The organism is Streptomyces sp. SAS_272 (genome assembly GCF_052543235.1).
This window is the reverse complement of sequence record NZ_JBMNDR010000043.1, coordinates 40,474-66,296: the sequence shown is the minus strand read 5'-3', so window position 1 is coordinate 66,296 and position 25,823 is coordinate 40,474. Positions and strand designations below refer to the sequence as shown.

The window sequence follows — 25,823 nt, the reverse complement described above, 5'->3', positions numbered from 1 at the left end:
GAGCGGCGCCCACGACCGAGGGTGCCGCCGGGCAAGGAGGGCCGCATGACCGTACGGCGAGTAATGGGCATCGAGACGGAGTACGGCATCTCCGTCCCCGGCCACCCCAATGCCAATGCCATGCTCACCTCGTCCCAGATCGTCAACGCCTACGCCGCGGCGATGCACCGGGCCCGCCGAGCCCGGTGGGACTTCGAGGAGGAGAACCCGCTGCGCGACGCGCGGGGCTTCGACCTCGCCCGCGAGGTCGCCGACTCCAGCCAGCTCACCGACGAGGACATCGGCCTCGCCAACGTCATCCTCACCAACGGCGCGCGCCTGTACGTCGACCACGCACACCCCGAATACAGCGCCCCGGAAGTCACCAACCCCCGCGACGCCGTCCTCTGGGACAAGGCCGGCGAACGCATCATGGCGGAGGCCGCCGAACGCGCCGCCGCGCTCCCCGGCGCCCAGCCGATCCACCTCTACAAGAACAACACCGACAACAAGGGCGCCTCCTACGGCACGCACGAGAACTACCTGATGAAGCGGGAGACCGCCTTCTCGGACATCGTGCGCCACCTCACGCCCTTCTTCGTCTCCCGCCAGGTCTTCGCCGGGGCCGGCCGGGTCGGCATCGGCCAGGACGGCCACGAACACGGCTTCCAGCTCAGCCAGCGCGCCGACTACTTCGAGGTCGAGGTCGGCCTGGAGACGACGCTGAAACGCCCGATCATCAACACCCGCGACGAACCGCACGCCGACGCGGAGAAGTACCGCCGTCTCCACGTGATCATCGGAGACGCCAACCTCTCCGAGATCTCGACGTACCTGAAGCTCGGCACCACCGCGCTCGTCCTGTCGATGATCGAGGACGGCTTCATCGCCGTCGATCTGGCCGTCGACCAGCCCGTGCGCACCCTTCACCAGGTCTCCCACGACCCGAGCCTCAAGCGACTGGTCACCCTCCGCAGCGGCCGCACACTCACCGCCGTCCAGCTGCAGATGGAGTACTACGAGCTGTCGCGCAAATACGTGGAGGAGCGCTTCGGTGCGGACGCCGACGACCAGACCAAGGACGTCCTCGCCCGCTGGGAGGACACCCTCACCCGCCTCGAGAACGACCCCATGAGCCTCGCCGGCGAACTGGACTGGGTGGCGAAACGCGAGGTCATGGAGGGGTACCGGCGTCGCGACGGCCTCGACTGGGACGCCGCCCGCCTCCACCTCGTCGACCTCCAGTACGCCGACGTACGGGCCGAGAAGGGCCTGTACAACCGTCTGGCGGCCCGCGGGCGCATGAAGCGGCTCCTGGACGAGTCCGAGGTCGAGCGGGCCGTCAGCAAGCCCCCGGAGGACACCCGCGCGTACTTCCGCGGCCGCTGCCTCGAGCAGTACGCCGACGACGTCGCCGCGGCCTCCTGGGACTCCGTGATCTTCGACCTGCCGGGCCGGGACTCGCTCCAGCGCGTCCCAACCCTCGAACCCCTTCGCGGAACGCGAAATCACGTCAAGGAGCTCCTGGACCGCTGCCGAACGGCAGAAGACCTGGTCAAGGTCCTCTCGGGCGGCTGAACGGTTATCCGGACGGTACCTGCCCGGCGGGGTGGAAAGCGCCCTGGCCGGGAATCATCGAGATGGCCCCCGTGCTTTGACGCAACTGCGGGGCCGATGTCGGACCCGGCTTGTAGGGTCTGATCATCACCGATCGGCAGGAATGCCGACCTGTCGACCACATCGGGCGAAAGAGCGGGGTGAGGGTTATGGCGACCAAGGACACCGGCGGCGGCCAGCAGAAGGCGACGCGCTCCACGGAGGAGGTCGAGGAGCAGGCGGTCGAGACGCAGGGCTCCGAGGACCTCAAGGAGCGCCAGGAGAAGCTGAGCGACGACGTCGACTCGGTTCTTGACGAAATTGACGATGTCCTCGAAGAGAATGCTGAGGATTTCGTTCGAAGTTTCGTTCAGAAGGGTGGCGAGTAGCCTTCGAATCGCAGGTTTCGGGGGCCTCTGGGTTGGCAAGCGAAGATGGCGTGAAGCGTTGCTCGCGGTGCAAGGAGCCCAAGCCGCGGGCAGCCTTCGCCGGTAACAAGGCGGCTCGGGACGGGCTGCAGGCCTATTGCCGGGAGTGCTGGTCGGCTTATCACCAGACTCGGCAATTGGCGAAGGGAAGGAACGTGCGGCCGCGCGTGGAGACACCCGACGGCCACAAGTTCTGCCGCAGCTGCGGGGAGACGAAGCCGCACGGTGAGTGGCATCGCAACGCCACAGCGTCTGACGGCCTTGCGACCTGTTGCAAAGCATGCAAAGCCGTCAAGGGGAGGCGAGGGCACCTGAAGCGTCAGTACGGCATGACCGAAGCCGAGCGTGACGCGATGGTCGCCTCCCAGAAGGGGCTCTGCGTGATCTGCCTGAAAGCCCCGGCCGTACATGTGGATCACTGCCACAAGACGGGTAGGGTCCGTGGCGTACTGTGCTTCAACTGCAATTCGGCCATCGGCAAGTTGGGAGATGACCCCGACATCGGTCGTCGCGCCGTTGCCTACCTGGAGGGAAACGCGTGGAAGCCAACACTCGTAGCACCGGGCGTCTACCAGCTGCCTTCCTGACGCCTGGGTCCTCGTCCTTCATGGACTTCCTGTCCGAGCACCAGCCGGAGATGCTGCCCGGCAAGCGGCAGCTGCCGCCCACGCAGGGTGTGATCGAGGCGCCGCACGGGACGACGATCGTGGCCGTCACGTTCCCCGGCGGGGTCGTGCTCGCCGGTGACCGCCGGGCCACGATGGGCAACGTCATCGCGCAGCGGGACATCGAGAAGGTGTTCCCGGCGGACGAGTACTCGGCCGTCGGCATCGCCGGCACCGCGGGCCTGGCCGTCGAGATGGTGAAACTGTTCCAGTTGGAGCTGGAGCACTTCGAGAAGGTCGAGGGGGCGCAGCTCTCGCTGGAGGGCAAGGCCAACCGGTTGTCGACGATGATCCGCTCGAACCTGGGCATGGCGATGCAGGGTCTGGCGGTGGTGCCGTTGTTCGCGGGGTTCGACGTGGACCGGGACCGGGGCCGGATCTTCTCGTACGACGTGACGGGCGGCCGTTCGGAGGAGCATCACTTCGCGGCGACGGGTTCGGGTTCGATCTTCGCGCGCGGGGCGATGAAGAAGCTGTACCGGGACGATCTGACGGAGGACCAGGCCACGACGCTCGTGGTGCAGGCTCTGTACGACGCCGCCGACGACGATTCGGCGACGGGTGGCCCCGATGTCGCACGCCGGATCTACCCGATCGTCACGGTGATCACCGAGGACGGGTTCCGCAGGCTCACCGACGAGGAGTCGTCGGGGATCGCCCGTTCGATCCTCGAGCGGCGTCTGGAGCAGCCGGACGGCCCGCGTGCGGCGTTGCTGTAGGCGTGTCCGTGTGTGTCCCAGGTGATCCAGTGACTTCGACAGAAAGGGACGGATAACCGGTGTCGACTCCGTTCTATGTCTCACCCCAGCAGGCGATGGCGGACCGCGCGGAGTATGCGCGCAAGGGCATCGCTCGTGGTCGCAGCCTGGTCGTGCTGCAGTATGCCGACGGCATCGTGTTCGTCGGTGAGAATCCGTCGCGTGCGTTGCACAAGTTCAGCGAGATCTATGACCGGATCGGCTTTGCGGCCGCCGGTAAGTACAACGAGTACGAGAATCTTCGGATCGGTGGTGTGCGGTATGCCGATCTGCGGGGTTACACCTATGACCGTGACGATGTGACGGCGCGTGGTCTGGCGAACGTGTACGCCCAGACGCTGGGCACGATCTTCTCTTCGGCCGGTGAGAAGCCGTACGAGGTGGAGTTGGTGGTGGCCGAGGTCGGTGACACGCCGGACGGGGACCAGATCTACCGGTTGCCGCACGACGGGTCGATCGTGGACGAGCACGGTTCGGTCGCGGTGGGTGGCAATGCGGAGCAGATCAGCAGCTATCTGGATCAGCGTCATCAGGACGGTATGAGTCTGGCGGAGGCTCTGAAGCTGGCTGTTCAGGCGTTGTCGCGTGACACGAACGGGACGCAGCGGGAGATTCCGGCCGAGCGGCTGGAGGTTGCGGTGCTGGACCGTACGCGGCCGCAGCAGCGTAAGTTCAAGCGGATCGTGGGTCGTCAGCTGGCGCGGTTGCTGGAGGCGGGCGGCGCTTCCACGGAGGCGGAGAGTTCGGACGACTCCGAGGACGTCGGGAAGGAGTAGGTCCGCGCTCGCGCGGGGTTGTTCCTCGTTTTTCGGATGGTTCGGCTCTTTCACGCCCCGGCCGGTGTCCCGGTCGGGGCGTGAGGTGTCTCAGGAGGGTCTGGGAGGGGCTGTGGAGGCGCGTGCCACGAGGTGGACGGGGATGTCCCCGGCGTCCGGTGTGCGGCCGTCCAGGACGGCGAGGAGGGCGTGCATGCCGCGTTCGCCGAAGAGTTCGGCGTCGAGTCGCACGGTGGTGAGTTCGGGGTCGAGGGCGGTGGCGAGGGCGAGGTCGTCGAGGCCGGTGACGGAGACGTCGCGGGGGATGTGCAGGCCGAGGCGTCGTAGGGCCTTGTAGGCGCCGGCGGCGAGTTTGTCGTCGTCGCAGACGACGGCGGTGGGGCGGGGGCCCGTGGTGGCGGCGAGGGCGGTCTCGGCGGCGGCGAGGGCGCCGTCGATGGTGACGGGCGTGGTGGCGGTGCGCAGGGTGGCGCCGGGTTGTGCGGTGATGCGGGCGGCGAGTTCGCGTGCGCGGATGTGGAAGGTCCAGGAGGGCACGTCGGCGGCGAGGTGCAGGAAGTGGCGGTGGCCGAGGCCGAGGAGGTGGTCGGCGACCTGGCGTATGCCGTCGGTGATGTCGAGGTTGACGGTGGCGGCGCCCAGGCTGCCGGCGGGGTCGCTGTCGAGCATGACGAGGGGGAGCTGGTCGCCGCGCAGGTCGGTGAGGGCGTCGGCGGCCATGGAGGAGGCGATGACGCCGTCGAGGGCGGCCTGGGCGGAGGCGAAGGGCGATCGGGCGGGCCCGATGCCTTCGGGGGAGGGGTAGAGGACGACGCCGAAGCCGTGTTCGGCGGCGACGCGAGCGGCGCCGGTGTAGACGCCGGCGAAGAACTCGGTGGTGAGGACGGGGACGACGAGGAGGACGGTGCGGGTGTGCCCGAGGCGGAGGTTGCGGGCGGCGAGGTTGGGGCGGTAGCCGAGTTCGCTTGCGGCCAGGCGGACGCGTTCGGCGGTGGGTTCGGAGACGCGGCCGCGCCACTTGTCGCCGAGTACGAGGGAGACGGCGGCCTGGGAGACTCCCGCGGCCTGGGCGACGTCGCGGCTCGTGGGGCGCGTGCTGCCTCGTGGCACGGTGGGGTCGCTCCTTCGTCTGGACTGGTGAACAGCGCACATGGTACGTATGACGGAAGAAGTTATACGTAAAACCTCGGGGTGGTCGCCGCCCGGGGCGAGCCGACGGAGGCGGGACATTGGCCGCGGGATACCTCGAGATCCTCAGGGCGAAGCATGCTGCCCGGCTGCTCGTCGGCACGCTCGTGGGCCGGCTGCCCAACGCCACGGCGGCCATCGCGATCGTGCTGTTCGTGCGGGCGCAGGGCGGTTCGTACAGTCTCGCGGGCGCGCTGGCGGCCGTGTACGGCGTCGCGAACGCCGTGGGTCAGCCGCTGCTGGGGCGGCTGGTGGATCTGCACGGACAGCCGCGGGTGCAGTTCCCGGCGGCGCTGGCCTCGGCCGCGGCGATGACGGTCTTCGCGTTCGCGGGCACGGATCCGCTTCCGGTGGCGTATGCCGCGGTGGCCGCTTCCGGGCTGTTCACGCCGCCGCTGGAGGGCGGTCTGCGGGCGCTGTGGCCGGCGGTGCTGCGCCGTGAGGACCAGGTGCACACGGCGTACGCGATGGACGCGGTGGCGCAGGAGGTGATGTTCACCGTGGGACCGCTGCTGGTGACGTTGTGCGTGTCGTTGTGGTCGGCCCGGGCGGCGCTGGTGGTGCTGAGCGCGGTGGGGGTGGCGGGGGCTCTGTGGGTGGTGGTGTCGCCGCCGTCGCGTGCGTGGCGTTCGGCTCCGCGTGAGGCGCACTGGCTGGGCGCGCTGCGCTCGCGCGGTCTGCTGGCGCTGCTGGGGGCGTTCCTGTTCATCGGGATGGCGCTGGGTTCCATCACGGTGGCGTCGGTGCCGTACGCGGACGAGCACGGCGGGGACGCGGTGTACGGCTGGTTGATGGCGGCGCTGGGTCTGGGTGCGCTGGTCGGGGGTCTGGTGTACGGGGCGCGGCGGTGGGCGGGGCCGCCGGAGCGGCGGTTGCGGGTGCTGGTGGCGCTTCTGGCGGTGTGTTATCTGCCGTTGACGGCGATGCCGGGGGCGGTGGCGATGGTGGCGTTGACGGCGTTGGCGGGGCTGTTCCTGGCGCCGGTCATCGCGTGTGCGTTCGTCATCGTGGACCGGCACGCTCCGGCGGGCACGGTGACGGAGGCGTTCTCCTGGCTGGTGACGACGTTCACGGTCGGCGCGTCGGTGGGCACGGGGCTGGCGGGCCCGGTGGTGGAGGCGGGCGGGGCGCTGTGGGGATTCGTGGCGCCGGCGGTCGCGGGGGGTGTGTCGTTGCTGGTTTTGCTGGCCACGGGGCGGGTACTCGCAGTTCCCGCCGGGAGTGGGGTTGTTGCGGCTTCATCGGAAAATGATCCAAACCGTGCTGCCGAACCCCGTTTCAGTTCAGGGGATCGGGCGTAATGTTCAGTCATGGACCGCCGCATTTTCGGGCTGGAGAACGAGTACGGCGTCACATGTACGTTCAGGGGACAGCGCCGGCTGTCTCCCGACGAGGTGGCGCGGTACCTCTTCCGCCGTGTCGTGTCATGGGGCCGAAGCAGCAATGTCTTTCTGCGGAACGGCGCCCGCCTCTATCTCGACGTGGGTTCGCATCCGGAATACGCGACACCGGAATGTGACAACGTGACCGAGTTGGTCACCCACGACAAGGCCGGCGAGCGCATTCTCGAGGGACTCCTGGTGGACGCGGAGCGACGCCTGCACGAGGAAGGAATCGCGGGCGACGTCTACCTCTTCAAGAACAACACGGACTCGGCGGGCAACTCTTATGGTTGTCACGAGAACTATCTGGTCGCGCGGCACGGGGAGTTCTCCCGGCTCGCGGACATCCTGATTCCGTTCCTGGTGACCCGGCAGCTGCTGTGCGGCGCGGGCAAGGTGCTGCAGACGCCCCGTGGGGCGGTCTACTGCGTCAGCCAGCGGGCCGAGCACATCTGGGAGGGCGTGTCGTCGGCGACGACGCGTTCGCGGCCCATCATCAACACCCGCGACGAGCCGCACGCGGACGCCGAGCGCTATCGCCGTCTGCATGTCATCGTGGGCGACTCGAACATGTCCGAGACGACCATGCTGCTGAAGGTCGGGGCGACCGACCTGGTGCTGCGCATGATCGAGGCGGGCACGGTGATGCGGGACCTGACGCTGGAGAACCCGATCCGGGCGATCCGGGAGGTCAGCCACGACATCACGGGCCGCCGCAAGGTCCGTCTGGCCAGCGGCCGGGAGGCCTCCGCGCTGGAGGTGCAGCGGGAGTACTACGAGAAGGCCGTGGACTTCGTCGAGCGCCGGGGTGTCCGCACGGGCACCGTGGAGCAGGTCCTGGAACTGTGGGGCCGCACGCTGGACGCGATCGAGGCGGAGGACCTCGACCGGATCGGCACCGAGATCGACTGGGTCATGAAGTACAAGCTCATCGAGCGGTACCGGGCCAAGCACAACATGACGATGTCGCATCCGCGCGTGGCGCAGATAGACCTCGCCTACCACGACATCCACCGGCGTCGTGGGCTGTACTACCTGCTGGAGCGCAAGGGCCAGGCGGCGCGGATCTGCAACGACTTGAAGATCTTCGAGGGCAAGTCGGTGCCCCCGCAGACCACTCGGGCGCGGTTGCGCGGTGACTTCATCCGTCGTGCGCAGGAGCAGCGCCGGGACTTCACCGTGGACTGGGTGCACCTGAAGCTGAACGACCAGGCGCAGCGCACGGTGTTGTGCAAGGACCCGTTCCGTTCGGTGGACGACCGGGTGGAGAAGCTGATCGCCGGCATGTGAGGGATGCGTTCCGCGCGTGTTCCGCGCGCGGAACGGAACGCAACACGGGCACCGTACGTTTCCCGTACGGTGCCCGTCTCGCGTCGTAGAGTTGCGCGCACGCCATCAGAAGATCGACCGATTACGAGGCTTTCATCGTGCGCCGACGCTCCCTCATCCTTGCCGCCGTACCCGCGGGACTGGTCACGCTCGCCGGGTGCGGCGACGACAAGTCCGACACGAGCAAGGCGAGCGACAGCGCGTCGCCCTCCGCGGGAGCCACGTCCGCGGCTCCCCCGCCGAAGATCGTGGACGGTCCGCTGCCGGCCATCACGGCGGGGGTGAAGTTCGGTGAGAAGCCGACGGTCGCCAAGGGCACCGGTGAGCCCTCCAGCCAGCTGGCGGTGAAGACGGTGATCGCGGGCAGCGGGAAGACCGTCGCGGAGAACGACTACATCCAGGCCCACTGTCTCGGTCAGATCTGGGACAGCGGGAAGATTCTCCTCAACTCCTACGACTCCAAGAAGATGCAGTTCACCCGGCTCGCCAAGGGCGGCAACCTCGAGGGCTGGACGTATGCGCTGACGGGGAAGAAGACCGGCAGCCGGGTGCTGTTCTCGGTGCCGCCGGCCTGGGGTTTCGGCAAGGAGGGCAACACGCAGGCGGGCATCACGGGCACCGACACCCTGGTGTTCGTGTTCGACATCCAGAACACGTTCAACTCGACGGCCTCGGCCAAGGGCAAGGACGTGCCGCAGAACGACGCCGGGGTGCCCAAGGTCGGCACGAACACCGACGGCAAGGCGCCCTCGATCGAGATCCCCAAGTCGAAGGCGCCGACGAAGCTGGTGTCGAACTACGTGATCGAGGGGGACGGCGCGGAGCTCGCGGCGGGCGACACCGTGCTGGTGCAGTACAAGGGCGTCGTCTGGGACACGGGCAAGGAGTTCGACTCGACGTACCGCAGCAACGCGCTGACGTCGTTCTCGCTGCAGCAGGTGGTCCCGGGCTGGGCGCAGGGTCTGACGGGCAAGAAGGTGGGCAGCCGCGTCGTCATCGTCATTCCGCCGTTGCTGGGTTACGGCGACAACCCGCCGAGTGGCAGCGGCATCGAGAAGGACTCCACGATGGTCTTCTCGGTGGACGTCATCGCCAAGGCGTGAGGCCGCCGTCCAAGGTGTAAGACTGTCCGTGTTGTTGCTTTTCCGTGAGACGTGCAGGAGCCAGTGACGTGAGCATTGACAAGCCCGAGATCGACTTCCCCGGTGGCGAGCCCCCGGCGGACCTCGAGATCAAGGACATCTGGGAGGGCGACGGCGAGGTCGCGCAGGCCGGCCACAACGTCAGCGTCCACTACGTGGGCGTCGCCTTCAGCACCGGTGAGGAGTTCGACGCCAGCTGGAACCGCGGCACGCCGTTCCGGTTCCCGCTCGGCGGCGGTCGCGTCATCAAGGGCTGGGACCAGGGCGTGCAGGGCATGAAGGTCGGCGGCCGTCGTCAGCTGACGATCCCGGCCCACCTCGCCTACGGCAACCAGAGCCCGACCCCGGCGATCAAGCCGGGCGAGACGCTGATCTTCGTGGTGGACCTGCTCGGGGTCTGACCCCGGCGCGCGACCGGTCGGCGTCGATCATGGCGCGACCGGTGTCGATCATCCGGGGCCCATGCCTGCCCGGGCATGGGCCCTCGGCTTTTGTCCGGGCACCGCGGGGCGGTACGGTCGTCGATCGTAAGCACCATAGGGGAGGCGAAGGGCGTCGATGGCCATTGCCAAGGCCGAGCGGCTGATGAACCTCGCGCTGTGTCTGCTCGGGACGCGCAGGCCGCTCAGCAAGCGCGAGCTGCGCGACTCCATCGAGGCCTACGTCGAGACCTTCCGGTCGGGGCACGGCGGGCCGGCGTCGGAGGACTCCTTCAACCGGATGTTCGAGCGGGACAAGGACGATCTCCGTGAGCTCGGGCTGGTCATCGAGACCGTGGAGAGCCTGGACGGCGAGATCGGCTATCTGGCCCGCCGGGACAGCAACCGGCTGCCGCCGATCACCCTGGACGCCGAGGAGGCCGCGGCCCTGGGCCTGGCCGCCAAGGTGTGGCAGCAGGCCCGGCTCGCGGGGGCGGCCAGCGGCGCTCTGCAGAAGCTGCGCGCCGCGGGACTGCCCGAGGACGTCGACCCCTACGAGGCCCACAGCGCGCTGGAGCCCCGGATTCCCGTGCACGAGGCCGCGTTCGAGCCGCTGATGCTGGCCTGCCGCGACCGGCGGCCGGTGGCGTTCGACTACCGCAAGGCGACCGCGGCGCATCCGGAGCCGCGGCATGTCGAGCCGTGGGCGCTGGAGTGCTGGCGCGGGCACTGGTATCTGGCCGGCTTCGACCGTGACCGGGGGGCCGAGCGGGTCTTCCGGCTGTCGCGGATCACCGGCAAGGTGCGCTCGCGCGGGGCGCGTTTCACCGCGCAGGTCCCCGACGTGGTCACCGTGCGCGAGACCGTCGCCAGCTGGGCGGGGGAGACCGCCGACCGCAGCGCCCTGATCCGGCTGCGGACGGACGCCGGATATCCGTTGCGGGCCAAGGCCACCGCGGTGCGGGAACTCGGGGACGGCTGGGACGAGTTGGAGATTCCGTACGGGCACGGGCTGGACGCCTGGCTGGTGGAGTTCGGGCCGGACGTGGTGGTGCTGGAGCCGGCCGAGCTGCGGGCGGACGTCGTGGACCGGCTACGGGCCGTGGCCAAGGGCTGAGGGGGAGCGAGCAACACAGTGGCAGGCAAACCGGTCAGGCCCACGAACGCGATCGACCAGACCCGGCGGATGCTCTCCCTGGTGACGTACCTGCGGGAGCGCCCCGGCGCGCGCATCGAGGACGTGGCACGCGCCTTCGGCATCACCGAGGACGAGCTGGTCTCCGACCTGGACGTGCTGCCCATGTGCGGCACCAGCTTCCGGGGCGGCGACCTCCTCGACATCGACACCGACGGTGAGCGCATCTGGTGGCACAACCCGGCCGCCCTCGGCGCGGACGCCGCCGAGCCGCTGCGGCTGGCCGCCGACGAGGCGACCGCGCTGCTGGTGGCGGCGCGGGCGGTGGCGACGCTGCCCGGTCTGCGCGAGGGCGACCGGCAGGCCCTGCTGCGCGCCACGGCGAAGGTGGAGACCGCCGCGGGCGAGGCGGCCGGAGCCAGCTCCCGTCTGTCGGTGACGTTCGAGTCCGAGGGCGGGGTCTTCGCCGACGTCGACCGGGCGATCTCGGAGCGGCGCCGGCTGTGGATCCGCTACTACTCGCCCGCGCGTGACCAGGTCACCGAGCGTGAGATCGACCCGATCCGCCTGGTCAGCGTGGGGCACACGTACGTGGAGGCCTGGTGCCGCCGCTCGGAGGCGCGCCGCACCTTCCGGCTGGACCGGGTGGCCGAGATCAGGATTCTCGACGAGCCGTCGGCGCCGCCGGAGATCGAGCTGCGCGACCTGTCCGAGGGGCTGGTGCAGCCGTCCGCGGAGGACCCGGAAGTCGTCGTCGAGGTCGGCCCCGGGGGCCGCTGGGTCGCCGAGTACTACCCGCACGACAGCGCGGACGACCTTCCCGACGGCGGGCTGCGCATCACCCTGCGCACGCCCGACCCGGCCTCGCTGCGGCGGCTGGCCCTGCGGCTCGGGCGTGACGGGCGGATCGTGTCCCCGCCGGACCTCGCCGACAGCGCCCGCCGGGCCGCCCGAGAGGCGCTGGCGGCGTACGACGGGTTCGAGGCGGCGGGTGGGGCAGCCGCCCCGGCGGCCGCGCAGGGGGAGCGACAGCAGGGCGACGGTCTGGTCGACGGGCGGGAGCAGGGGCTTTGAGCGAGTCGGTGACGTCCGGGGTGCGGGCGCCGTCGGTGGCGTCCGCGTTCGCGGGGATGCGCAGTGTGGCGCCCGTCAGGTTCCGGGCCGGCTGCCCGGACTGCCGGGGCCTGTTCGAGCTGACCGCGAGCGCGCTGCGGCTCGCGATCGGCGCCTCCAGCCGTACCACCTTCTACTCGTTCACCTGCCCCGACTGCGGGGCGGCCGTGCGCAAGCCGGCCGGTGAGCGCATCGTCGAGCTGCTCACCGGCGGCGGGGTCAGGACCCTGCGCCTGCAGACCCCGTAGCGGGGTCTAGGCTCGGCCCCATGTTCTGGCCGATGTGCGCGGTTGCGTTGGGTTTTGCGGGTCTCGCCGTTCTGGCGGTGTTCGCCGTGCGGGTCTTTCTCGAGGCGCGGCGTCTGGGCCGGCAGGTCGCGGAGTCCGCCCGCCGTATCGACCGGGCCGCCCAGGACCTGGAGCGGGCGGCGGTGAGCGCGGCGCGCGCCGTGGACACCCTGTGACCCAGCGACCCGGCGCCCCTGTGACCCGGCGCCCCGGCGCCCCGGCGGCCCTGTGACCCAGCCGCCCGGTGACCGCGTGACGCATTTCCGCGCTGGTCGGCGCGGCGGGCTGTGGTCGTTCTGTGAGTCCCGGGGCGAATGCGTTTTGGGCCACTTCGCCCTCCCGCGCCGACGGGGGAGGCAGGTACGCTGCTGATCGCGGCTCGGATAACGAGGCCCGGACCGCGCACCGGGAGTAGGCACAGGGATTGCCTCACGTTTACCCCTGAGCGTTACGATCGCTGTCAACACGATCGTTCGGACAGTTGTCCGACCGGTCGGACGGCAACCACCCCCGCAGCCTCGGTGAGAAGGTAAAGACTTATGTTCGGAAGGCTCGGCGCCCCCGAGATCATTCTCATCCTCGTCGTCGTCATCCTGCTGTTCGGCGCCAAGAAGCTTCCCGACATGGCGCGGTCGCTCGGCAAGTCCGCTCGCATCCTCAAGAGCGAGGCCAAGGCGATGAAGGAAGACGGCAACAGCACGGCCACCCCGGCCGGCCCGCCCCACAACGACGAGCAGCCCCCGGCTCAGCGCACCATCCAGGCCTCTCCCGGTGACGTGACCAGCTCCCGTCCGGTCACCGAGCCGACGGACACGACCAAGCGCTGACGCAGGGCCGGTGACCTCCGGCCCGCCGCACGAGATGGGAACGTGGGTTGCTGAAGTCTGCCCGCAAAGAGGAGATGGACCCCGAGGGGCGGATGCCCCTCGCGGATCACCTTCGTGAGCTCCGCAACCGGCTCGCGAAGGCGATGCTGGCCATCGTCGTCGTGACGATCGTGGCCGCCTTCTTCTACAAGAACATCATCGAGTTCTTCACGAACCCGATCCTGCATGCCGTGGGGTGCGACTCCAGTTTCGCGGAGCTGGCGCACCAGCGCAGCGGCACCTGCGCCCGCATCGTGCTGAACGGTCTGCTCACGCCGTTCACGCTCGCCCTGAAGGTCTCCCTGATGGCCGGCGTGATCTTCGCTTCGCCGGTCTGGCTGTACCAGTTGTGGGCCTTCGTCGCGCCGGGCCTGCACAAGCACGAGCGCAAGTACGCCTACGCGTTCGTCGGCACGGGCGTTCCGCTGTTCCTCGGCGGAGCGTTCTTCGCGTACAAGACGCTGCCGACCATGGCCAAGGTGCTGCTCCAGTTCTCGCCCGCGGACCTGGACAACCAGCTGCCGCTGGACGACCTGCTCGATCTGATCGTGCGCATGGTGCTGGTCTTCGGCCTCTCGTTCGAGCTGCCGCTGCTCCTGGTGATGCTCAACCTGACCGGAGTGCTCACCGGCACGCGCATGCTCGGCTGGTGGCGCGGAATGATCATCGGCATCACGGTGTTCGCCGCGGTCGCCACGCCCAGCACCGACCCGCTGACCATGCTGGCGCTCGCCGGTCCGATCTGGGTCCTCTACTTCTGCGCGACCGCCTTCTCCCTGCTCAACGACCGCCGCAAGAGCCGTCGCGACGCCATGGGACCGGCCGACGACGAAGCCTCCGACCTGGACCTCACCCCCGAGGACCTCGGCGAGGTCGAGACGGTCACCGCGAGCCGGTCGCTGCCGGAGCAGTCGACCACGGACCGCGTCAACGGTTATGACGACGTGACCTGACAGGCGACGGAGAGCTCTTAGGGTCAAGCTCGTGACCAGCGAGATCACCCTCTTCGTCAACCCCGCGGCGGGCCGCGGCCGGGGCGCTCGCGCAGCGCGGCCGGCCGCTTCCGCGTTGCGGGCGGCCGGCTTCCGCGTGCGCACGGTCGTCGGCGAGGACGCCGGGGACGCCCTGGCCCGCGCGCGGGCCGCCGTCGCGGACGGCACCGGCGCCCTGATCGCCGTCGGCGGCGACGGACTGGCCCATCTCGCGCTCCAGGCCGTCGCCGGCACCCGCACGCCGTTGGGCCTGGTCGCCGCCGGCACCGGCAACGACTTCGCCCGCGTCCTCGGCCTGCCCGTGGGCGACCCGGCCGCCGCCGGACGACTGATCGCCGAGGCCCTCAAGGCGGACCGCATCCGCGACGTCGACCTCGGCCGGGCCGGTGAACGCTGGTTCGGCACCGTCCTCGCCTCCGGCTTCGACTCCCGCGTCAACGACCGCGGCAACCGCATGCGCTGGCCCACCGGACGCGCCCGGTACGACCTGGCGATGCTCGTCGAACTGGCCGCCCTGCGCCCCTTCCCGTACCGGATCACGCTCGACGACGGCCCGGTCCTGGAGGTCGAGGCGACCCTGGTCGCCGTCGGCAACGGTCCGTCCTACGGCGGCGGTATGCGGATCTGCCCCGGCGCCGACCTCGCCGACGGGCTGTTCGACGTCACCGTGGTCGGGGACTGCAGCCGCACGACGCTGCTGCGGGTCTTCCCGAAGGTGTACCGCGGCACGCACGTGGAACGCCCCGAGGTCACCGTGCACCGGGCGGCGAAGGTCGAGATCGCCGCCGAAGGGGTCTCGGGGTACGCGGACGGGGAGCGGCTCGGGCAGCTGCCGCTGACCGCGCGGTGCGTGCCGGGCGCGGTCCGGGTCGTCGGGCTCCGGAGCGGGCGAGCCGTGCCCCTGTGAGCTGGGCGTACCGAGGTTCGACGGCGGCCGATCCGGATAATGATCGTCCTGTTGTCGGTGTGGCCCGGTACGCTCGAAAGCACGATGACAGAGGATCTCTCCCCGGCCGAGCGGTACGAGGCAGCACGCAAGCGCGCTGTCGAGCAGGCCACCTCGCTCGCGTCCTTCCGCGAGATGTACGACTTCGGTCTCGACCCCTTCCAGATCGAGGCCTGCCAGGCGCTCGAGGCGGGCAAGGGCGTCCTGGTCGCCGCGCCCACCGGTTCCGGCAAGACGATCGTGGGCGAGTTCGCCGTCCACCTCGCTCTTCAGCAGGGCAAGAAGTGCTTCTACACGACGCCCATCAAGGCGCTGTCCAACCAGAAGTACTCCGACCTGTGCCGCCGCTACGGCAGTGACAAGGTCGGTCTGCTCACCGGCGACAACAGCGTCAACTCCGACGCCCCGGTGGTCGTGATGACCACCGAGGTGCTGCGGAACATGCTGTACGCCGGTTCGCAGACCCTGCTCGGCCTCGGGTACGTGGTGATGGACGAGGTGCACTACCTCTCCGACCGCTTCCGGGGCGCCGTGTGGGAGGAGGTGATCATCCACCTCCCCGAGTCGGTCACCCTGGTCTCCCTGTCGGCGACCGTGTCCAACGCGGAGGAGTTCGGCGACTGGCTGGACACCGTGCGCGGCGACACCGAGGTGATCGTCTCCGAGCACCGGCCCGTGCCGTTGTTCCAGCACGTCCTCGCCGGCCGGCGGATGTACGACCTGTTCGAGGAGGGCGAGGGACACCGCAGGGCGGTCAACCCCGACCTCGCCCGCCTGGCCCGGATGGAGGCCTCCAGACCGTCGTACCAGGACCGCAGGCGCGGCCGGAACGTGCGCGAGGCCGACCGCGAGCGGGAGCGCCGGCAGCGCTCGCGGGTGTGGACGCCGGGGCGGCCGGAGGTCATCGAGCGGCTCGACGCCGAAGGGCTGCTGCCCGCCATCACGTTCATCTTCAGCCGGGCCGCCTGCGAGGCCGCGGTCCAGCAGTGCCTGTACGCCGGGCTGCGGCTGAACGACGAGGAGTCGCGCGCCGAGGTCCGAGCCCTGGTCGAGGAGCGGACCTCCGCCATCCCCCACGAGGACCTGCACGTCCTCGGCTACTACGAATGGCTTGAGGGCCTGGAGCGGGGCATCGCCGCCCACCACGCGGGCATGCTTCCCTCCTTCAAGGAGGTCGTCGAGGAGCTGTTCGTGCGCGGCCTGGTCAAGGCCGTCTTCGCGACCGAGACGCTCGCCCTGGGCATCAACATGCCGGCCCGTTCGGTCGTCCTGGAGAAGCTCGTCAAGTGGAACGGTGAGCAGCACGCCGACATCACCCCCGGCGAGTACACCCAGCTCACCGGGCGCGCGGGCCGCCGTGGCATCGACGTCGAGGGCCACGCCGTCGTGCTGTGGCAGCGCGCCATGAACCCCGACCACCTGGCCGGGCTGGCGGGCACCCGCACCTATCCGCTGCGCTCCAGCTTCAAGCCGTCGTACAACATGGCGGTCAACCTCGTCGAGCAGTTCGGGCGGCACCGCTCGCGCGAGCTGCTGGAGACGTCGTTCGCGCAGTTCCAGGCCGACCGTTCGGTGGTCGGGATCTCCCGGCAGGTGCAGCGCAACGAGGAGGGCCTGGAGGGCTACCAGGCCTCCATGACCTGCCACCTCGGCGACTTCGAGGAGTATGCGCGGCTGCGCCGCGACCTCAAGGACCGCGAGACGGAGCTGGCCAAGCAGGGCGCGGCCCAGCGGCGCGCCGAGGCCGCCGTGGCCCTGGAGAAGCTCAAGCCGGGTGACGTCATCCACGTGCCCACCGGCAAGTACGCGGGGCTGGCGCTGGTGCTCGACCCGGGGCTTCCGGCCGGGCGGGCCAACGGCCATCGCGGCTTCGATCAGCACGACGGGCCGCGCCCGCTGGTCCTGACCGCCGAGCGGCAGGTCAAGCGGCTCGCGTCGATGGACTTCCCGGTGCCGGTCGAGGCGCTGGACCGGATGCGGATCCCCAAGACGTTCAACGCGCGCTCGCCGCAGTCCCGCCGCGACCTGGCTTCAGCGCTGCGCACCAAGGCCGGGCACATTCCGCCGGAGCGGGCCCGCAAGCAGCGCTCCCAGGCCGCCGACGACCGGGAGATCGCCCGACTGCGCACCGCGATCCGGGCGCACCCCTGCCACGGCTGCACCGACCGGGAGGACCACGCCCGCTGGGCCGAGCGCTACCACCGGCTGCTGCGCGACACCTCGCAGCTGGAGCGCCGCATCGAAGGGCGCACCAACACCATCGCCCGTACCTTCGACCGGATCGTGGCGCTGCTGACCGAGCTGGACTATCTGCGCGGCAACGAGGTCACCGAGCACGGCAAGCGGCTCGCCCGGCTCTACGGCGAACTCGATCTGCTCGCCAGCGAATGCCTGCGCGCCGGCGTGTGGGAGGGGCTGGCCCCCGCCGAACTCGCCGCCTGCGTCTCGGCGTTGGTCTACGAGTCGAGGGTCGCCGACGACGCGATGGCTCCGAAGCTGCCCTCCGGCAAGGCGAAGGCAGCGCTCGGCGAGATGGTCCGGATCTGGGGGCGGCTGGACGCGCTCGAGGAGGACTTCCGGATCAGCCAGACCGAGGGCGTGGGACAGCGCGAACCCGACCTCGGGTTCGCCTGGTCCGCCTACATGTGGGCTTCCGGCAAGGGCCTCGACGAGGTGCTGCGCGAGGCGGAGATGCCGGCCGGCGACTTCGTGCGCTGGTGCAAGCAGGTCATCGATGTGCTGGGGCAGATCTCGGCGGCTTCTCCTGCGGAGGGCTCTACCGTGGCGAAGGCGGCGCGCAAGGCTGTCGATCAGCTGCTGCGGGGAGTTGTGGCCTATTCGTCGGTGGGGTGAGCGGGGTCGGCGGGTGCGGGTAGTTTGTGGCTGGTCGCGCAGTTCCCCGCGCCCCTGAGGGTGTTTGCCCCGGGCCCTGGATGGTGGGGTGCCCGGGGTTTCGGAGTGCGCAGTTCCCCGCGCCCCTGAGGGCGTTGCGCTCGCGCCCCTTGAGGGCGCTGCCCTCCCGCGCCTGAGGGCGTTGCGCTCGCGCCCCTGAGGGGTACTGGCCGCGCGTCCCTGAGGGGGCTGGCGTCGCGTCCCTGGACGGCAGTGCCCTCGGCGGGTTCGGAGGCGGTGGGGGCTCAGTCCTGGTGCTGGTTCAGGTAGGCGCGCCAGCTGCCGTGTGGGGTGATGTCCTCGGCGTCTGTCAGTGCGCTCGGCTCGCACAGGAACCCGGGGACTCTGCTGCCGTCCGCCAGGTGCACGCTGCCCAGTGTCATCGGGCGGGGGAGTGAGGCCAGCAGGCGGCCCAGGCCTTCCGCGGGCAGGCGCCACACCTCGGCCTCGACGGCCGCGCCCCCCTCGCCCACGTGCTCGAGGCCGGGTTTCGGCGGTGAGGTGCGCAGGGCGTGCAGGCGGTAGACCGGGGCGGTCGTGGTCGTGACGTCGAGCCGGGCGCCCAGCGCCAGCAGCTGCGGGTTCAGCGGCTGGCCCGTCAGATGGGCGCCCACCACGGCCAGTCGGGTCTCCGGCTGGAGCAGGGCGGCGATCCGGGCCAGCCGCTCGTCCGTGTGCGCAGGCCCGACGAGCATCACACCGAACGGAAGGCCGTTCACCTCGCCGGCCGGCGCCGCCACCGCCGCCAGGTCGAAGAGGTTCGTGGAGTTGGTGAAACGGCCCAGCCGGGCGTTGGCGCCCAACGGGTCGGCGGCGACCTCCGCGAGGGTGGGGTGTCCGGGGGCGGTGGGCAGCAGCAGGGCGTCCGCGTCGGCCAGTTCGGCCAGGGCCCGGGTGCGCAGGGCCGCCAGCCGGTCCTGGTCGGCGAACAGCCGGTGGGCGGGAATGTCGCGGGCGCCGCCGATGATGGCGGCGACCGTGGGATCGAGGCCCGCCCCGCCCTCGGCCTTCGCCTTGTCGACGAAGGCGCCCACGGCGGTGTAGCGCTCGGCCACGAAGGCGCCCTCGTACAGCATGGCCGCGGCTGCGGTGAAGGGGGTCAGGTCCAGGGGGCGGAGTTCGGCGCCGGCCGCCGCCAGCTGCCGGGCCGCCGCCTCGTACGCCTCGCCCCAGCCCTCGTCCAGCTCGCCGAGCTGCGCGCGCGGCGGGACCGCGATCCGCCAGGGGCCGGGCGCCCGCCCGGGGAGGGCGGGCACGGGGCCGGCGACCATGTGCGCCAAGGCCTGCTCGGCCTCCGCGAGGGTGCGGGCGAACACCGTCACACAGTCCAGGGACGCGCAGGCCGGGACGACGCCCTTCGTCGGCACCAGGCCGCGGGTCGGCTTCAGTCCGACGATGCCGTTGAAGGCGGCCGGCACCCGGCCCGAGCCGGCGGTGTCCGTGCCGAGCGCGAGGTCGACGATGCCGAGGGCGACCGCGACGGCCGAGCCGGAGCTGGAGCCGCCGCTGATACGGGCCGGATCCCATGCGTTGCGGACCGCGCCGTACGGGGAGCGGGTCCCCACCAGACCGGTCGCGAACTGGTCCAGGTTCGTCGTGCCGAGCAGCAGCGCGCCGGCCGCGCGCAGACCGGCCACCGCCGGGGCGTCCTCGGCGGGCTCGTAGGCGTACGCCGGGCAGCCGGCGGTGGTGGGCAGGCCGGCCGCGTCGATGTTGCCCTTGACGGCGAAGAGCCGTCCGGCGAGGGGGAGCCGGTCTCCGGCGGCGACGCGTTCGTCGATCGCGCGGGCCTCCGCCTCGGCCTCCTCCCGGGGGCGCAGACCGATCCAGATCTCGGGTCGGTCCACGGCCTCCACGCGGTCGTAGGCGTCGCGGACCCGACGGAGCGTCGTCGACATGGGGGTTCCTCTCAGTTCGCGGCCGGGGCCAGGACGACCAGCGCCGTCCCCGCCTCCACCTGGTCGCCGGGCCGGGCCAGCACCTGCGCCACCACGGCGTCGACCGGCGCGTGCACCCTGGACTCCATCTTCATCGCCTCCAGGGCGAGCAGCGGCTGACCCGCGCTCACCTCGTCCCCGGGCGAGACGTTCACCTGCCACACGGACGCCGCGAACTCCGCCTCGACCAGCCGGCCGCCCGCGGGGACGGTCACCTCGGCGGGGGATGCGGGCGTCGTCGTCACCGCGTCCGCCCGGGCGAACTCGCCCGCCGCCTCCCACGCGTCGCGCTCGGTCGAGAACGCCGCCTGCTGCCCCGCTCTGAACGCGGCGATGGAGTCGGCGTGTTCGGCGAGGAACGACCGGTACGCGGCGAGCGAGAACGTGCCCTCCTCGATGCGCGGGACGAACCGGCCCGAGGTGATGTCGGCGCGCAGTTCCAGCAGTTCGTCCGCGTCGACCGGGTACCAGCGGATCCGGTCGAAGAAGCGCAGCAGCCAGGGCGAGCCGGGTGCGAACGCCCCGCGCTGCTGCCACGGCGACCACACCTGGGTCGTCCGGCCCACGAACTGGTAGCCGCCGGGACCCTCCATGCCGTAGACGCACAGGTACGCGCCGCCGATGCCCACCGAGTTCTCGGCCGTCCAGGTGCGCGCCGGGTTGTACTTCGTCGTCACCAGCCGGTGGCGGGGGTCGAGCGGGGTGGCCACGGGCGCGCCCAGGTAGACGTCGCCGAGGCCCAGGACGAGGTACTCCGCGGCGAAGACCGTGTCGTAGACGTCCGCAGGCGTGCCGAGGCCGTTGACGCGGCGGATGAACTCGATGTTCCAGGGGCACCAGGGGGCGTCGTCGCGGACGCCCGCCATGTAGCGCGCGATGGCCTCCCGGGTCGCCGGGTCGTCCCAGGAGAGCGGCAGGTGCACGGTGCGGGAGGGCACGACCAGCTCGTCCGTGGGCGGCAGCGCGGTCACCGTCCGCCTTACGGCCGCGAGGAGTTCGGGCAGTGGGAGACGGGCCGGGTCGGTCCGGATCTGCAGGGAGCGGATGCCCGGGGTGAGGTCGGTGACGCCGTCCGGGCCGGCCTGCGAAACCGCCTCCATCAGGGCGTGCACCCGCATCCGCAGGGCCAGGTCCAGCTGCATCGGGCCGAACTCGACCAGCAGGTTGTCGTCGCCGCTGCGCCGGTACGTCACGTCGCCGTCCCGGGCCAGTACACCGCCGTCGACGATCGTGGCGCGCGGTGCGCCGTGCACGTCCACCGGCCGGAAGCGGACCGTGTCGCCGGGGCGCAGCTGGCCGAGCTTCCAGCGCTCGGAGCTCAGGACCGTCGCCGGGCACACGAACCCGCCGAGCGAGGGCCCGTCCGGTCCGAGGAGCACCGGCATGTCGCCGGTGTAGTCGACGGCGCCGACGGAGTACGGCGTGTCGTGGATGTTGGACGGGTGCAGGCCGGCCTCGCCGCCGTCGGTGCGGGCCCACCGCGGCTTGGGTCCGATCAGACGCACGCCGGTGCGGGCCGAGTTGAAGTGGACCTTCCACTCGGCGGCGTAGAAGTCGCGGATGTCGTCCTCGGTGAAGAACTCCGGTGCGGCGTGGGGGCCTTCGACGGCGCCGACGTCCCAGACGGAGCCGAAGGACGGCCGGTCCGTGACCGGTGAGCCCTCGGCGGTCGTCCCGCCGTGCAGGACGTCCCCCGTCCGCAGCGCCCGTCCGCCGTGACCGCCGAACCCGCCCAGGGTGAAGGTGCTCGCGCTGCCCAGGAAGGCGGGGACGTCCAGGCCGCCCGCGAACAGGACGTAGGTGCGCAGCCCGTGTCCGTCCGGCGCGCCGACCTCCAGCAGGGAGCCGGCGGGCACGGTCACCGGTTCCCACTGGGAGACCGCGGCGCCGTCCACGGTGACGGTCGCGGGCGCGCCCGTCACACAGACGGTCGTGGCGTGGCTGAACCGCAGCGCCGGACCGTTCAGGGTGCACTCCAGGCCGGGGGCGCCCTCGGGGTTGCCGAGCGCCCGGTTGCCGAGGCGGAACGAACGGTCGTCCATCGGGCCGGACGGGGGGACGCCCACCTGCCAGTGACCGGTGCGGCCGGGCCAGTCCTGGACGGTGGTGAGGGTGCCGCCGGAGACCACCTCGACGCGCGGGGTGGGGTCGTGCACCTCGGCGAGGGTCGCCGTCGAGTGCGTGGCCGTGACCAGGCGGTCGTCGGCCAGCGCCGCCCGCACCAGCCCCAGGTTGGTCTCGATGCCGTCGACGCGGGTGCGGGCCAGGGCTGCGTCGAGGCGCCGAAGGGCCTGTGTGCGGTCCGGGCCGTGCACGACGACCTTCGCGAGCATCGGGTCGTACGACGTCGTCACCTCGGTGCCGGTCTCCACCCAGCCGTCGACGCGCACGCCCTCGGGGAACTCCACCCGGGTCAGCAGGCCGGCGCTGGGCCGGTGTCCGCGGCTCGGGTCCTCCGCGTAGAGGCGGGCCTCGACGGCGTGGCCGCGCGGCGGTCCGGGGTCACGGACGACGCCCTCCTCGCCGCGCGCCAGTCGCAGCATCCAGCCGACGAGGTCGACGCCGTAGATCTCCTCGGTGACCGGATGCTCCACCTGCAGACGGGTGTTGACCTCGAGGAAGTACGCCTCCTCGCGGGCCGCGTCGTAGACGTACTCGACGGTGCCGGCGGAGCGGTAGCGGACGGAGGCGCACAGGTCGCGGGCGCCGGCGGCGAGCCGTGCGCGCACGTGGTCCGGGATGCCCGGCGCCGGGGCCTCCTCCAGGACCTTCTGGTTGCGGCGCTGCAGTGAGCAGTCGCGGTCGCCGAGGACGACGACGCCGCCCTCGCCGTCGCCGAACACCTGGACCTCGACGTGGCGGGCGTCGCCGACGAGCCGTTCCAGGAAGACGCCGGCGGTGGAGAAGGAGGCCGCCGCGACGCGCTGGACGCGCTCCCAGGCATCGGCGAGCTCATCGGGACCGGAGCAGGCCGACATGCCGATCCCGCCGCCGCCCCCGGTCGCCTTCAGCATCACCGGATAGCCGATGACCTGGGCCTTCTCCTGTGCCTCGGTCAGCGAGGCGAGCAGTTCCGTGCCCGGCGCCAACGGCACCCCGGCCGCCTTCGCCGCCGCCCGGGCGGTGTGCTTGGCGCCGAACAGTTCCAGTTGCTCGGGCGTCGGGCCGACGAAGACGATGCCGGCGTCGGCGCAGCGGCGGGCGAAGGAGGCGTCCTCGGAGAGGAAGCCGTACCCCGGGTGGATGGCGCCGGCCCCGGTGTCCTTGGCGGCCCGCAGGACCAGGTCGGCGTCGAGGTAGGACTCCTTCGCGGGGGCCGGCCCGAGCCGCACCGCCTCGTCGGCGAGCCGGACGTGCGGCGCCGAGCGGTCGGGGTCGGAGTACACCGCGACCGTGCGCAGGCCGAGTTCGCGGGCGGTGCGGATGATGCGGACGGCTATCTCACCGCGGTTGGCGACCAGCACCGTGTCGAAGGTCATGCGCCGGCCGCCTCGGTGATCGTCATCTCCACCGCCGTCGGCTCGAAGCCGTTGCAGGGGTTGTTGATCTGCGGGCAGTTGGAGACCAGGACCAGCACGTCCCGTTCGGCGCGCAGCGAGAGGGACAGACCGGGCGCGGAGAGGCCGTCGACGATGCCGAGGGCGCCGTCCTTCTCGACGGGCACGTTCATGTACCAGTTGATGTTGGAGACCAGGTCCCGTTTGCCGAGGCCGTGCCGGGCGCCCTCGGCGAGGAAGTTGTCCACGCAGGCGTGCTGGGCGAAGGTGTGGTGGCCGTAGCGCAGGGTGTTGGACTCCTTGGAGCAGGCGCCGCCGACGGTGTCGTGGCGGCCCACCGCGTCGGCGGTCACCGTCATCAGCGGGGTGTGCTCGTTGGACATCAGCACGCTGCCCGTGGTGAGGAAGATGCCGCCCTGGGCGTGGATGGTGTCGGGGGCGCTGTAGCGCACGGAGGTGTCGTGGGCGTCGTACACGAGGAAGTCGACGGCCTGGTTGCCGTGCAGGTCGGTGATGGTGAGGCAGGCGCCGGCGGGGACGACGGACGACCAGGCGGCGCGGGCGGGAACGACGGTCTTCATGCGAGCCCCCGGGCGGTGAGGAATTCGGCGGTGTTGAGGAAGGCGCGGCGGCCCTCGGGGGTGGCGTCCCAGAGCGGGTCGCCCGGCCGCGTCGGGTCGGCCCGCCAGGCGAGGACCTCCAGCGCGGTGCTGACGTACCGCGGGCGTGGGTCGGACGGGTGCGGCACGTTGGCGATCAGGACCGTCACGTCCTGTTCGGCGCGCAGGGTGACGCTGCCGCCCGGGCCGGCCGAGCCGATGAAGTCGAGGGCGCCGTCCTCGCCGACCCGCACGCCCTGGAAGAAGGAGAGGGAGGGCGGCAGGTCGCGGGGCTCGAGGCCGTTCTTCGCGGCGGCCAGGGTGAACAGCTCCCGGCCGGCGGGGGAGGCGGACTGCGGGGCGCCGTCGCCGTAGCGCTCGGTGTTGCGCACGAGTGTGGAGGTGCCGCACAGGGCGTCGTGCCGGCCGGCCGTGTCCGCGACGACCGAGGCGAGGACGCGCCCCTGGTCGGACAGGAGCAGGACGCCCTCGCCGAGATAGGCGTTCCACTGCACCTTGACGGTGTCGGCGACGTTCAGCCGTTCCCAGGGGCGGTCGGCGGCGAACAGGAGCAGATGGGCGCAGGCGTCGCCGTGCAGGTCGGTCAGGCGCAGTTCGGTTCCGCGGGCCAGGACGCGGTGGGTGTAGTTGCCGCCCGCGACCGTCTCGGCCCACACCAGGAGTCCCGCCTCGCAGGGCGGGGCCGGCCAGTCCCGGGCCGGGACCACCGGCATGGCCTCGGCGTGTGCGCCCTCCTGGGCCCGGGCGTGGGCGCGTGCTCCGTACGTGGTCGCTGTCGCCGCCATGGCGGACCTCCGCAGCTCGGTTCCGTCACTGTCGCGTTGATTTCTGTCGCCCGACAGAAATTAGGTCCGGGGCGGGTCGCCGCCGTTGCCCTCCGGTTGCGGGCCGGTTACCGACTCCTCACCGGGGTCCGGTCGAAGATCGCCGGGTCGGGGCGTGTGCGAGGATCGAACGCATGGGGACCGACAGCGGACGTCGAGTGGGCCGGCCGCGTGCCGCGCAGCGTCCGGACAGCGGACTCTCGCCGCGCGCCGAACTTCTCGTGGCGGCCGCGGAGTTGTTCACCACGCGCGGCTACGCCGCCACCACGACCCGGGCCGTCGCCGAACGCGCGGGCATGCGCCAGGCCTCCATGTACCACTACGTCTCCGGCAAGGAGGAGCTGCTCGCGGACCTGCTGGAGTCGACGGTCGCGCCGTCGCTGACCTGCGCCCGTGAGCTGCTCGCCGACGCCGCGCGGCCGGCCGAGGAGCGGCTGTGGGAGCTGTGCCGCACCGACGTGGAGCTGCTGTGCGGAGGTCCCCACAACCTCGGCGGCCTCTATCTGCTTCCCGAGGTGCGTGCCGAACGGTTCGCCGGCTTCCATGCAGTGCGCGCCGAACTCAAGGACGCCTACCGTCGGCTGATCGCCGCGACGAAGGCGGGTGACGCGCTCGACGCGGACGAGCTCGACGTGCGCACCGACCTGGTCTTCGGGCTCATCGAGGGCGTCATCCTCGTCCGCCGGTCGGGTCCGGAGGGCTCCGCCCCGCGTTTCGCCCGCGCCACCGCGGACGCCGCCCTGCGCATCGTGCGCGACTGACGAAAGCCGTGCGCGACTGACCCTGCGGGGGGCCCGGCCTCCTCGCCCGGGCTCGCCCCGGCGCCGCGCGGCCTCGCCCGGTACCGCCCGAAGGGCGGTGCTCCCATCCGTCCCGGTGAACTGTTTCGCACGCCCGTGCGTCGCTACGCAGCGTGTTCCCATGATTGCACCGCGTGTAAATGGGCTGAGGTTACTCCACGTGCGGGAGCGGTTTCAGGCGGTTGCCGAATATGACACGGCGATGATCCGGTCGGACTAAGCTCGCCCGCGGCGCACCGAGTTGAGACGAAT

At 71.2% G+C, this 25,823-nt stretch carries 23 protein-coding genes; 18 read left to right on the top strand and 5 right to left on the bottom strand.

Annotation, left to right across the window (positions count from 1 at the left end; all coding sequences use genetic code 11):
- Positions 1-45: 45 nt before the first annotated feature.
- From dop to prcA, 5 genes are all read left to right on the top strand, one after another.
- Positions 46-1,557, top strand: coding sequence for a depupylase/deamidase Dop (gene dop / locus ACN6LD_RS23745; protein ID WP_347336112.1), 1,512 nt, complete (start codon positions 46-48; stop codon positions 1,555-1,557).
- Between the two features lie 188 nt (positions 1,558-1,745).
- A complete protein-coding gene (locus ACN6LD_RS23740) occupies positions 1,746-1,964 on the top strand; it encodes a ubiquitin-like protein Pup (RefSeq protein ID WP_107444870.1) in 219 nt (72 codons plus the stop codon).
- Between the two features lie 368 nt (positions 1,965-2,332).
- Complete coding sequence (locus tag ACN6LD_RS23735; protein WP_445044192.1) at positions 2,333-2,590, top strand: endonuclease VII domain-containing protein; 258 nt, start codon at positions 2,333-2,335, stop codon at positions 2,588-2,590.
- Positions 2,542-3,387, top strand: coding sequence for a proteasome subunit beta (gene prcB / locus ACN6LD_RS23730; RefSeq protein ID WP_319191166.1), 846 nt, complete (start codon positions 2,542-2,544; stop codon positions 3,385-3,387). The genes ACN6LD_RS23735 and prcB overlap by 49 nt, the downstream gene beginning before the upstream one ends.
- 59 nt (positions 3,388-3,446) lie before the next feature.
- A complete protein-coding gene (gene prcA, locus ACN6LD_RS23725; RefSeq protein WP_107444872.1) occupies positions 3,447-4,202 on the top strand; it encodes a proteasome subunit alpha in 756 nt (251 codons plus the stop codon).
- A 90-nt stretch (positions 4,203-4,292) separates the two neighbouring features.
- Here the strand turns inward: prcA and ACN6LD_RS23720 are convergent, their stop codons facing one another.
- Positions 4,293-5,354, bottom strand: coding sequence for a LacI family DNA-binding transcriptional regulator (locus tag ACN6LD_RS23720; RefSeq protein WP_445044191.1), 1,062 nt, complete (start codon positions 5,352-5,354; stop codon positions 4,293-4,295).
- A 77-nt stretch (positions 5,355-5,431) separates the two neighbouring features.
- Here ACN6LD_RS23720 and ACN6LD_RS23715 point away from each other — a divergent pair, with 77 nt between their 5' ends.
- The 12 genes from ACN6LD_RS23715 to ACN6LD_RS23660 all read left to right on the top strand — a co-directional run bounded on the left by ACN6LD_RS23715 (position 5,432) and on the right by ACN6LD_RS23660 (position 17,854).
- Entirely contained in the window at positions 5,432-6,691 is a 1,260-nt protein-coding gene (locus ACN6LD_RS23715) for an MFS transporter (RefSeq protein WP_445044190.1), read from the top strand.
- A 9-nt stretch (positions 6,692-6,700) separates the two neighbouring features.
- On the top strand, positions 6,701-8,062 hold the full coding sequence (pafA, locus tag ACN6LD_RS23710) for a Pup--protein ligase (RefSeq protein WP_057579606.1): 1,362 nt from the start codon (positions 6,701-6,703) through the stop codon (positions 8,060-8,062).
- Between the two features lie 137 nt (positions 8,063-8,199).
- On the top strand, positions 8,200-9,204 hold the full coding sequence (locus ACN6LD_RS23705; RefSeq protein WP_445044189.1) for an FKBP-type peptidyl-prolyl cis-trans isomerase: 1,005 nt from the start codon (positions 8,200-8,202) through the stop codon (positions 9,202-9,204).
- A gap of 68 nt (positions 9,205-9,272) precedes the next feature.
- On the top strand, positions 9,273-9,644 hold the full coding sequence (locus ACN6LD_RS23700) for an FKBP-type peptidyl-prolyl cis-trans isomerase (RefSeq protein WP_020128331.1): 372 nt from the start codon (positions 9,273-9,275) through the stop codon (positions 9,642-9,644).
- 157 nt (positions 9,645-9,801) lie between these two features.
- Positions 9,802-10,779, top strand: a complete 978-nt coding sequence (locus ACN6LD_RS23695) for a helix-turn-helix transcriptional regulator (protein WP_319191157.1) — start codon at positions 9,802-9,804, stop codon at positions 10,777-10,779.
- 18 nt (positions 10,780-10,797) lie between these two features.
- A complete protein-coding gene (locus ACN6LD_RS23690; protein ID WP_319191155.1) occupies positions 10,798-11,871 on the top strand; it encodes a helix-turn-helix transcriptional regulator in 1,074 nt (357 codons plus the stop codon).
- Positions 11,868-12,158 (top strand): hypothetical protein, encoded by a 291-nt coding sequence (locus tag ACN6LD_RS23685; RefSeq protein WP_319191153.1) that lies wholly within the window; start codon positions 11,868-11,870, stop codon positions 12,156-12,158. Before ACN6LD_RS23690 ends, ACN6LD_RS23685 begins: the two co-directional genes overlap by 4 nt.
- A gap of 20 nt (positions 12,159-12,178) precedes the next feature.
- A complete protein-coding gene (locus ACN6LD_RS23680; RefSeq protein WP_057579598.1) occupies positions 12,179-12,373 on the top strand; it encodes a hypothetical protein in 195 nt (64 codons plus the stop codon).
- A gap of 363 nt (positions 12,374-12,736) precedes the next feature.
- Entirely contained in the window at positions 12,737-13,024 is a 288-nt protein-coding gene (tatA, locus tag ACN6LD_RS23675) for a Sec-independent protein translocase subunit TatA (RefSeq protein ID WP_319191151.1), read from the top strand.
- A 47-nt stretch (positions 13,025-13,071) separates the two neighbouring features.
- Positions 13,072-14,016: a twin-arginine translocase subunit TatC gene (tatC, locus tag ACN6LD_RS23670; RefSeq protein ID WP_319191149.1), complete on the top strand. Its 945-nt coding sequence runs from the start codon at positions 13,072-13,074 to the stop codon at positions 14,014-14,016.
- A gap of 31 nt (positions 14,017-14,047) precedes the next feature.
- Positions 14,048-14,962, top strand: a complete 915-nt coding sequence (locus ACN6LD_RS23665; RefSeq protein ID WP_445044188.1) for a diacylglycerol kinase — start codon at positions 14,048-14,050, stop codon at positions 14,960-14,962.
- A gap of 39 nt (positions 14,963-15,001) precedes the next feature.
- A complete protein-coding gene (locus tag ACN6LD_RS23660; protein ID WP_319191145.1) occupies positions 15,002-17,854 on the top strand; it encodes a DEAD/DEAH box helicase in 2,853 nt (950 codons plus the stop codon).
- Positions 17,855-18,138: 284 nt separating this feature from the next.
- On the opposite strand, the gene atzF is transcribed toward ACN6LD_RS23660, so the two are convergent.
- From atzF to ACN6LD_RS23640, 4 genes are read right to left on the bottom strand one after another with little or no spacing between them, the layout of a single operon-like run.
- Positions 18,139-19,791 carry an allophanate hydrolase gene (atzF, locus tag ACN6LD_RS23655; RefSeq protein ID WP_319191143.1) on the bottom strand — a complete coding sequence of 551 codons (1,653 nt, stop codon included), beginning with the start codon at positions 19,789-19,791 and terminating at the stop codon, positions 18,139-18,141.
- 11 nt (positions 19,792-19,802) lie between these two features.
- Positions 19,803-23,309 carry a 5-oxoprolinase/urea amidolyase family protein gene (locus ACN6LD_RS23650; RefSeq protein ID WP_445044187.1) on the bottom strand — a complete coding sequence of 1,169 codons (3,507 nt, stop codon included), beginning with the start codon at positions 23,307-23,309 and terminating at the stop codon, positions 19,803-19,805.
- Entirely contained in the window at positions 23,306-23,908 is a 603-nt protein-coding gene (locus tag ACN6LD_RS23645; protein WP_319191140.1) for an urea amidolyase associated protein UAAP2, read from the bottom strand. The genes ACN6LD_RS23650 and ACN6LD_RS23645 overlap by 4 nt, the downstream gene beginning before the upstream one ends.
- Positions 23,905-24,732 (bottom strand): urea amidolyase associated protein UAAP1, encoded by an 828-nt coding sequence (locus ACN6LD_RS23640; protein ID WP_445044186.1) that lies wholly within the window; start codon positions 24,730-24,732, stop codon positions 23,905-23,907. The genes ACN6LD_RS23645 and ACN6LD_RS23640 overlap by 4 nt, the downstream gene beginning before the upstream one ends.
- A 173-nt stretch (positions 24,733-24,905) precedes the next feature.
- On the opposite strand from ACN6LD_RS23640, the gene ACN6LD_RS23635 reads away from it, so the two are divergent.
- Positions 24,906-25,532: a TetR/AcrR family transcriptional regulator gene (locus tag ACN6LD_RS23635; protein ID WP_319191137.1), complete on the top strand. Its 627-nt coding sequence runs from the start codon at positions 24,906-24,908 to the stop codon at positions 25,530-25,532.
- Positions 25,533-25,823 lie beyond the last annotated feature (291 nt).

What these genes read in the sequence shown, in the direction of transcription:
- dop (WP_347336112.1), top strand. Translation starts at nt 46, where the DNA reads ATGACCGTACGGCGAGTAATGGGCATCGAGACGGAGTACGGCATCTCC.
- pafA (WP_057579606.1), top strand. Translation starts at nt 6,701, where the DNA reads ATGGACCGCCGCATTTTCGGGCTGGAGAACGAGTACGGCGTCACATGT.
- ACN6LD_RS23740 (WP_107444870.1), top strand. Translation starts at nt 1,746, where the DNA reads ATGGCGACCAAGGACACCGGCGGCGGCCAGCAGAAGGCGACGCGCTCC.
- ACN6LD_RS23735 (WP_445044192.1), top strand. Translation starts at nt 2,333, where the DNA reads ATGACCGAAGCCGAGCGTGACGCGATGGTCGCCTCCCAGAAGGGGCTC.
- ACN6LD_RS23660 (WP_319191145.1), top strand. Translation starts at nt 15,002, where the DNA reads ATGATCGTCCTGTTGTCGGTGTGGCCCGGTACGCTCGAAAGCACGATG.
- ACN6LD_RS23695 (WP_319191157.1), top strand. Translation starts at nt 9,802, where the DNA reads ATGGCCATTGCCAAGGCCGAGCGGCTGATGAACCTCGCGCTGTGTCTG.
- atzF (WP_319191143.1), bottom strand. Translation starts at nt 19,791, where the DNA reads ATGTCGACGACGCTCCGTCGGGTCCGCGACGCCTACGACCGCGTGGAG.
- ACN6LD_RS23680 (WP_057579598.1), top strand. Translation starts at nt 12,179, where the DNA reads ATGTTCTGGCCGATGTGCGCGGTTGCGTTGGGTTTTGCGGGTCTCGCC.
- ACN6LD_RS23640 (WP_445044186.1), bottom strand. Translation starts at nt 24,732, where the DNA reads ATGGCGGCGACAGCGACCACGTACGGAGCACGCGCCCACGCCCGGGCC.
- ACN6LD_RS23720 (WP_445044191.1), bottom strand. Translation starts at nt 5,354, where the DNA reads ATGTGCGCTGTTCACCAGTCCAGACGAAGGAGCGACCCCACCGTGCCA.
- tatA (WP_319191151.1), top strand. Translation starts at nt 12,737, where the DNA reads ATGTTCGGAAGGCTCGGCGCCCCCGAGATCATTCTCATCCTCGTCGTC.
- ACN6LD_RS23635 (WP_319191137.1), top strand. Translation starts at nt 24,906, where the DNA reads ATGGGGACCGACAGCGGACGTCGAGTGGGCCGGCCGCGTGCCGCGCAG.
- ACN6LD_RS23645 (WP_319191140.1), bottom strand. Translation starts at nt 23,908, where the DNA reads ATGAAGACCGTCGTTCCCGCCCGCGCCGCCTGGTCGTCCGTCGTCCCC.
- ACN6LD_RS23650 (WP_445044187.1), bottom strand. Translation starts at nt 23,309, where the DNA reads ATGACCTTCGACACGGTGCTGGTCGCCAACCGCGGTGAGATAGCCGTC.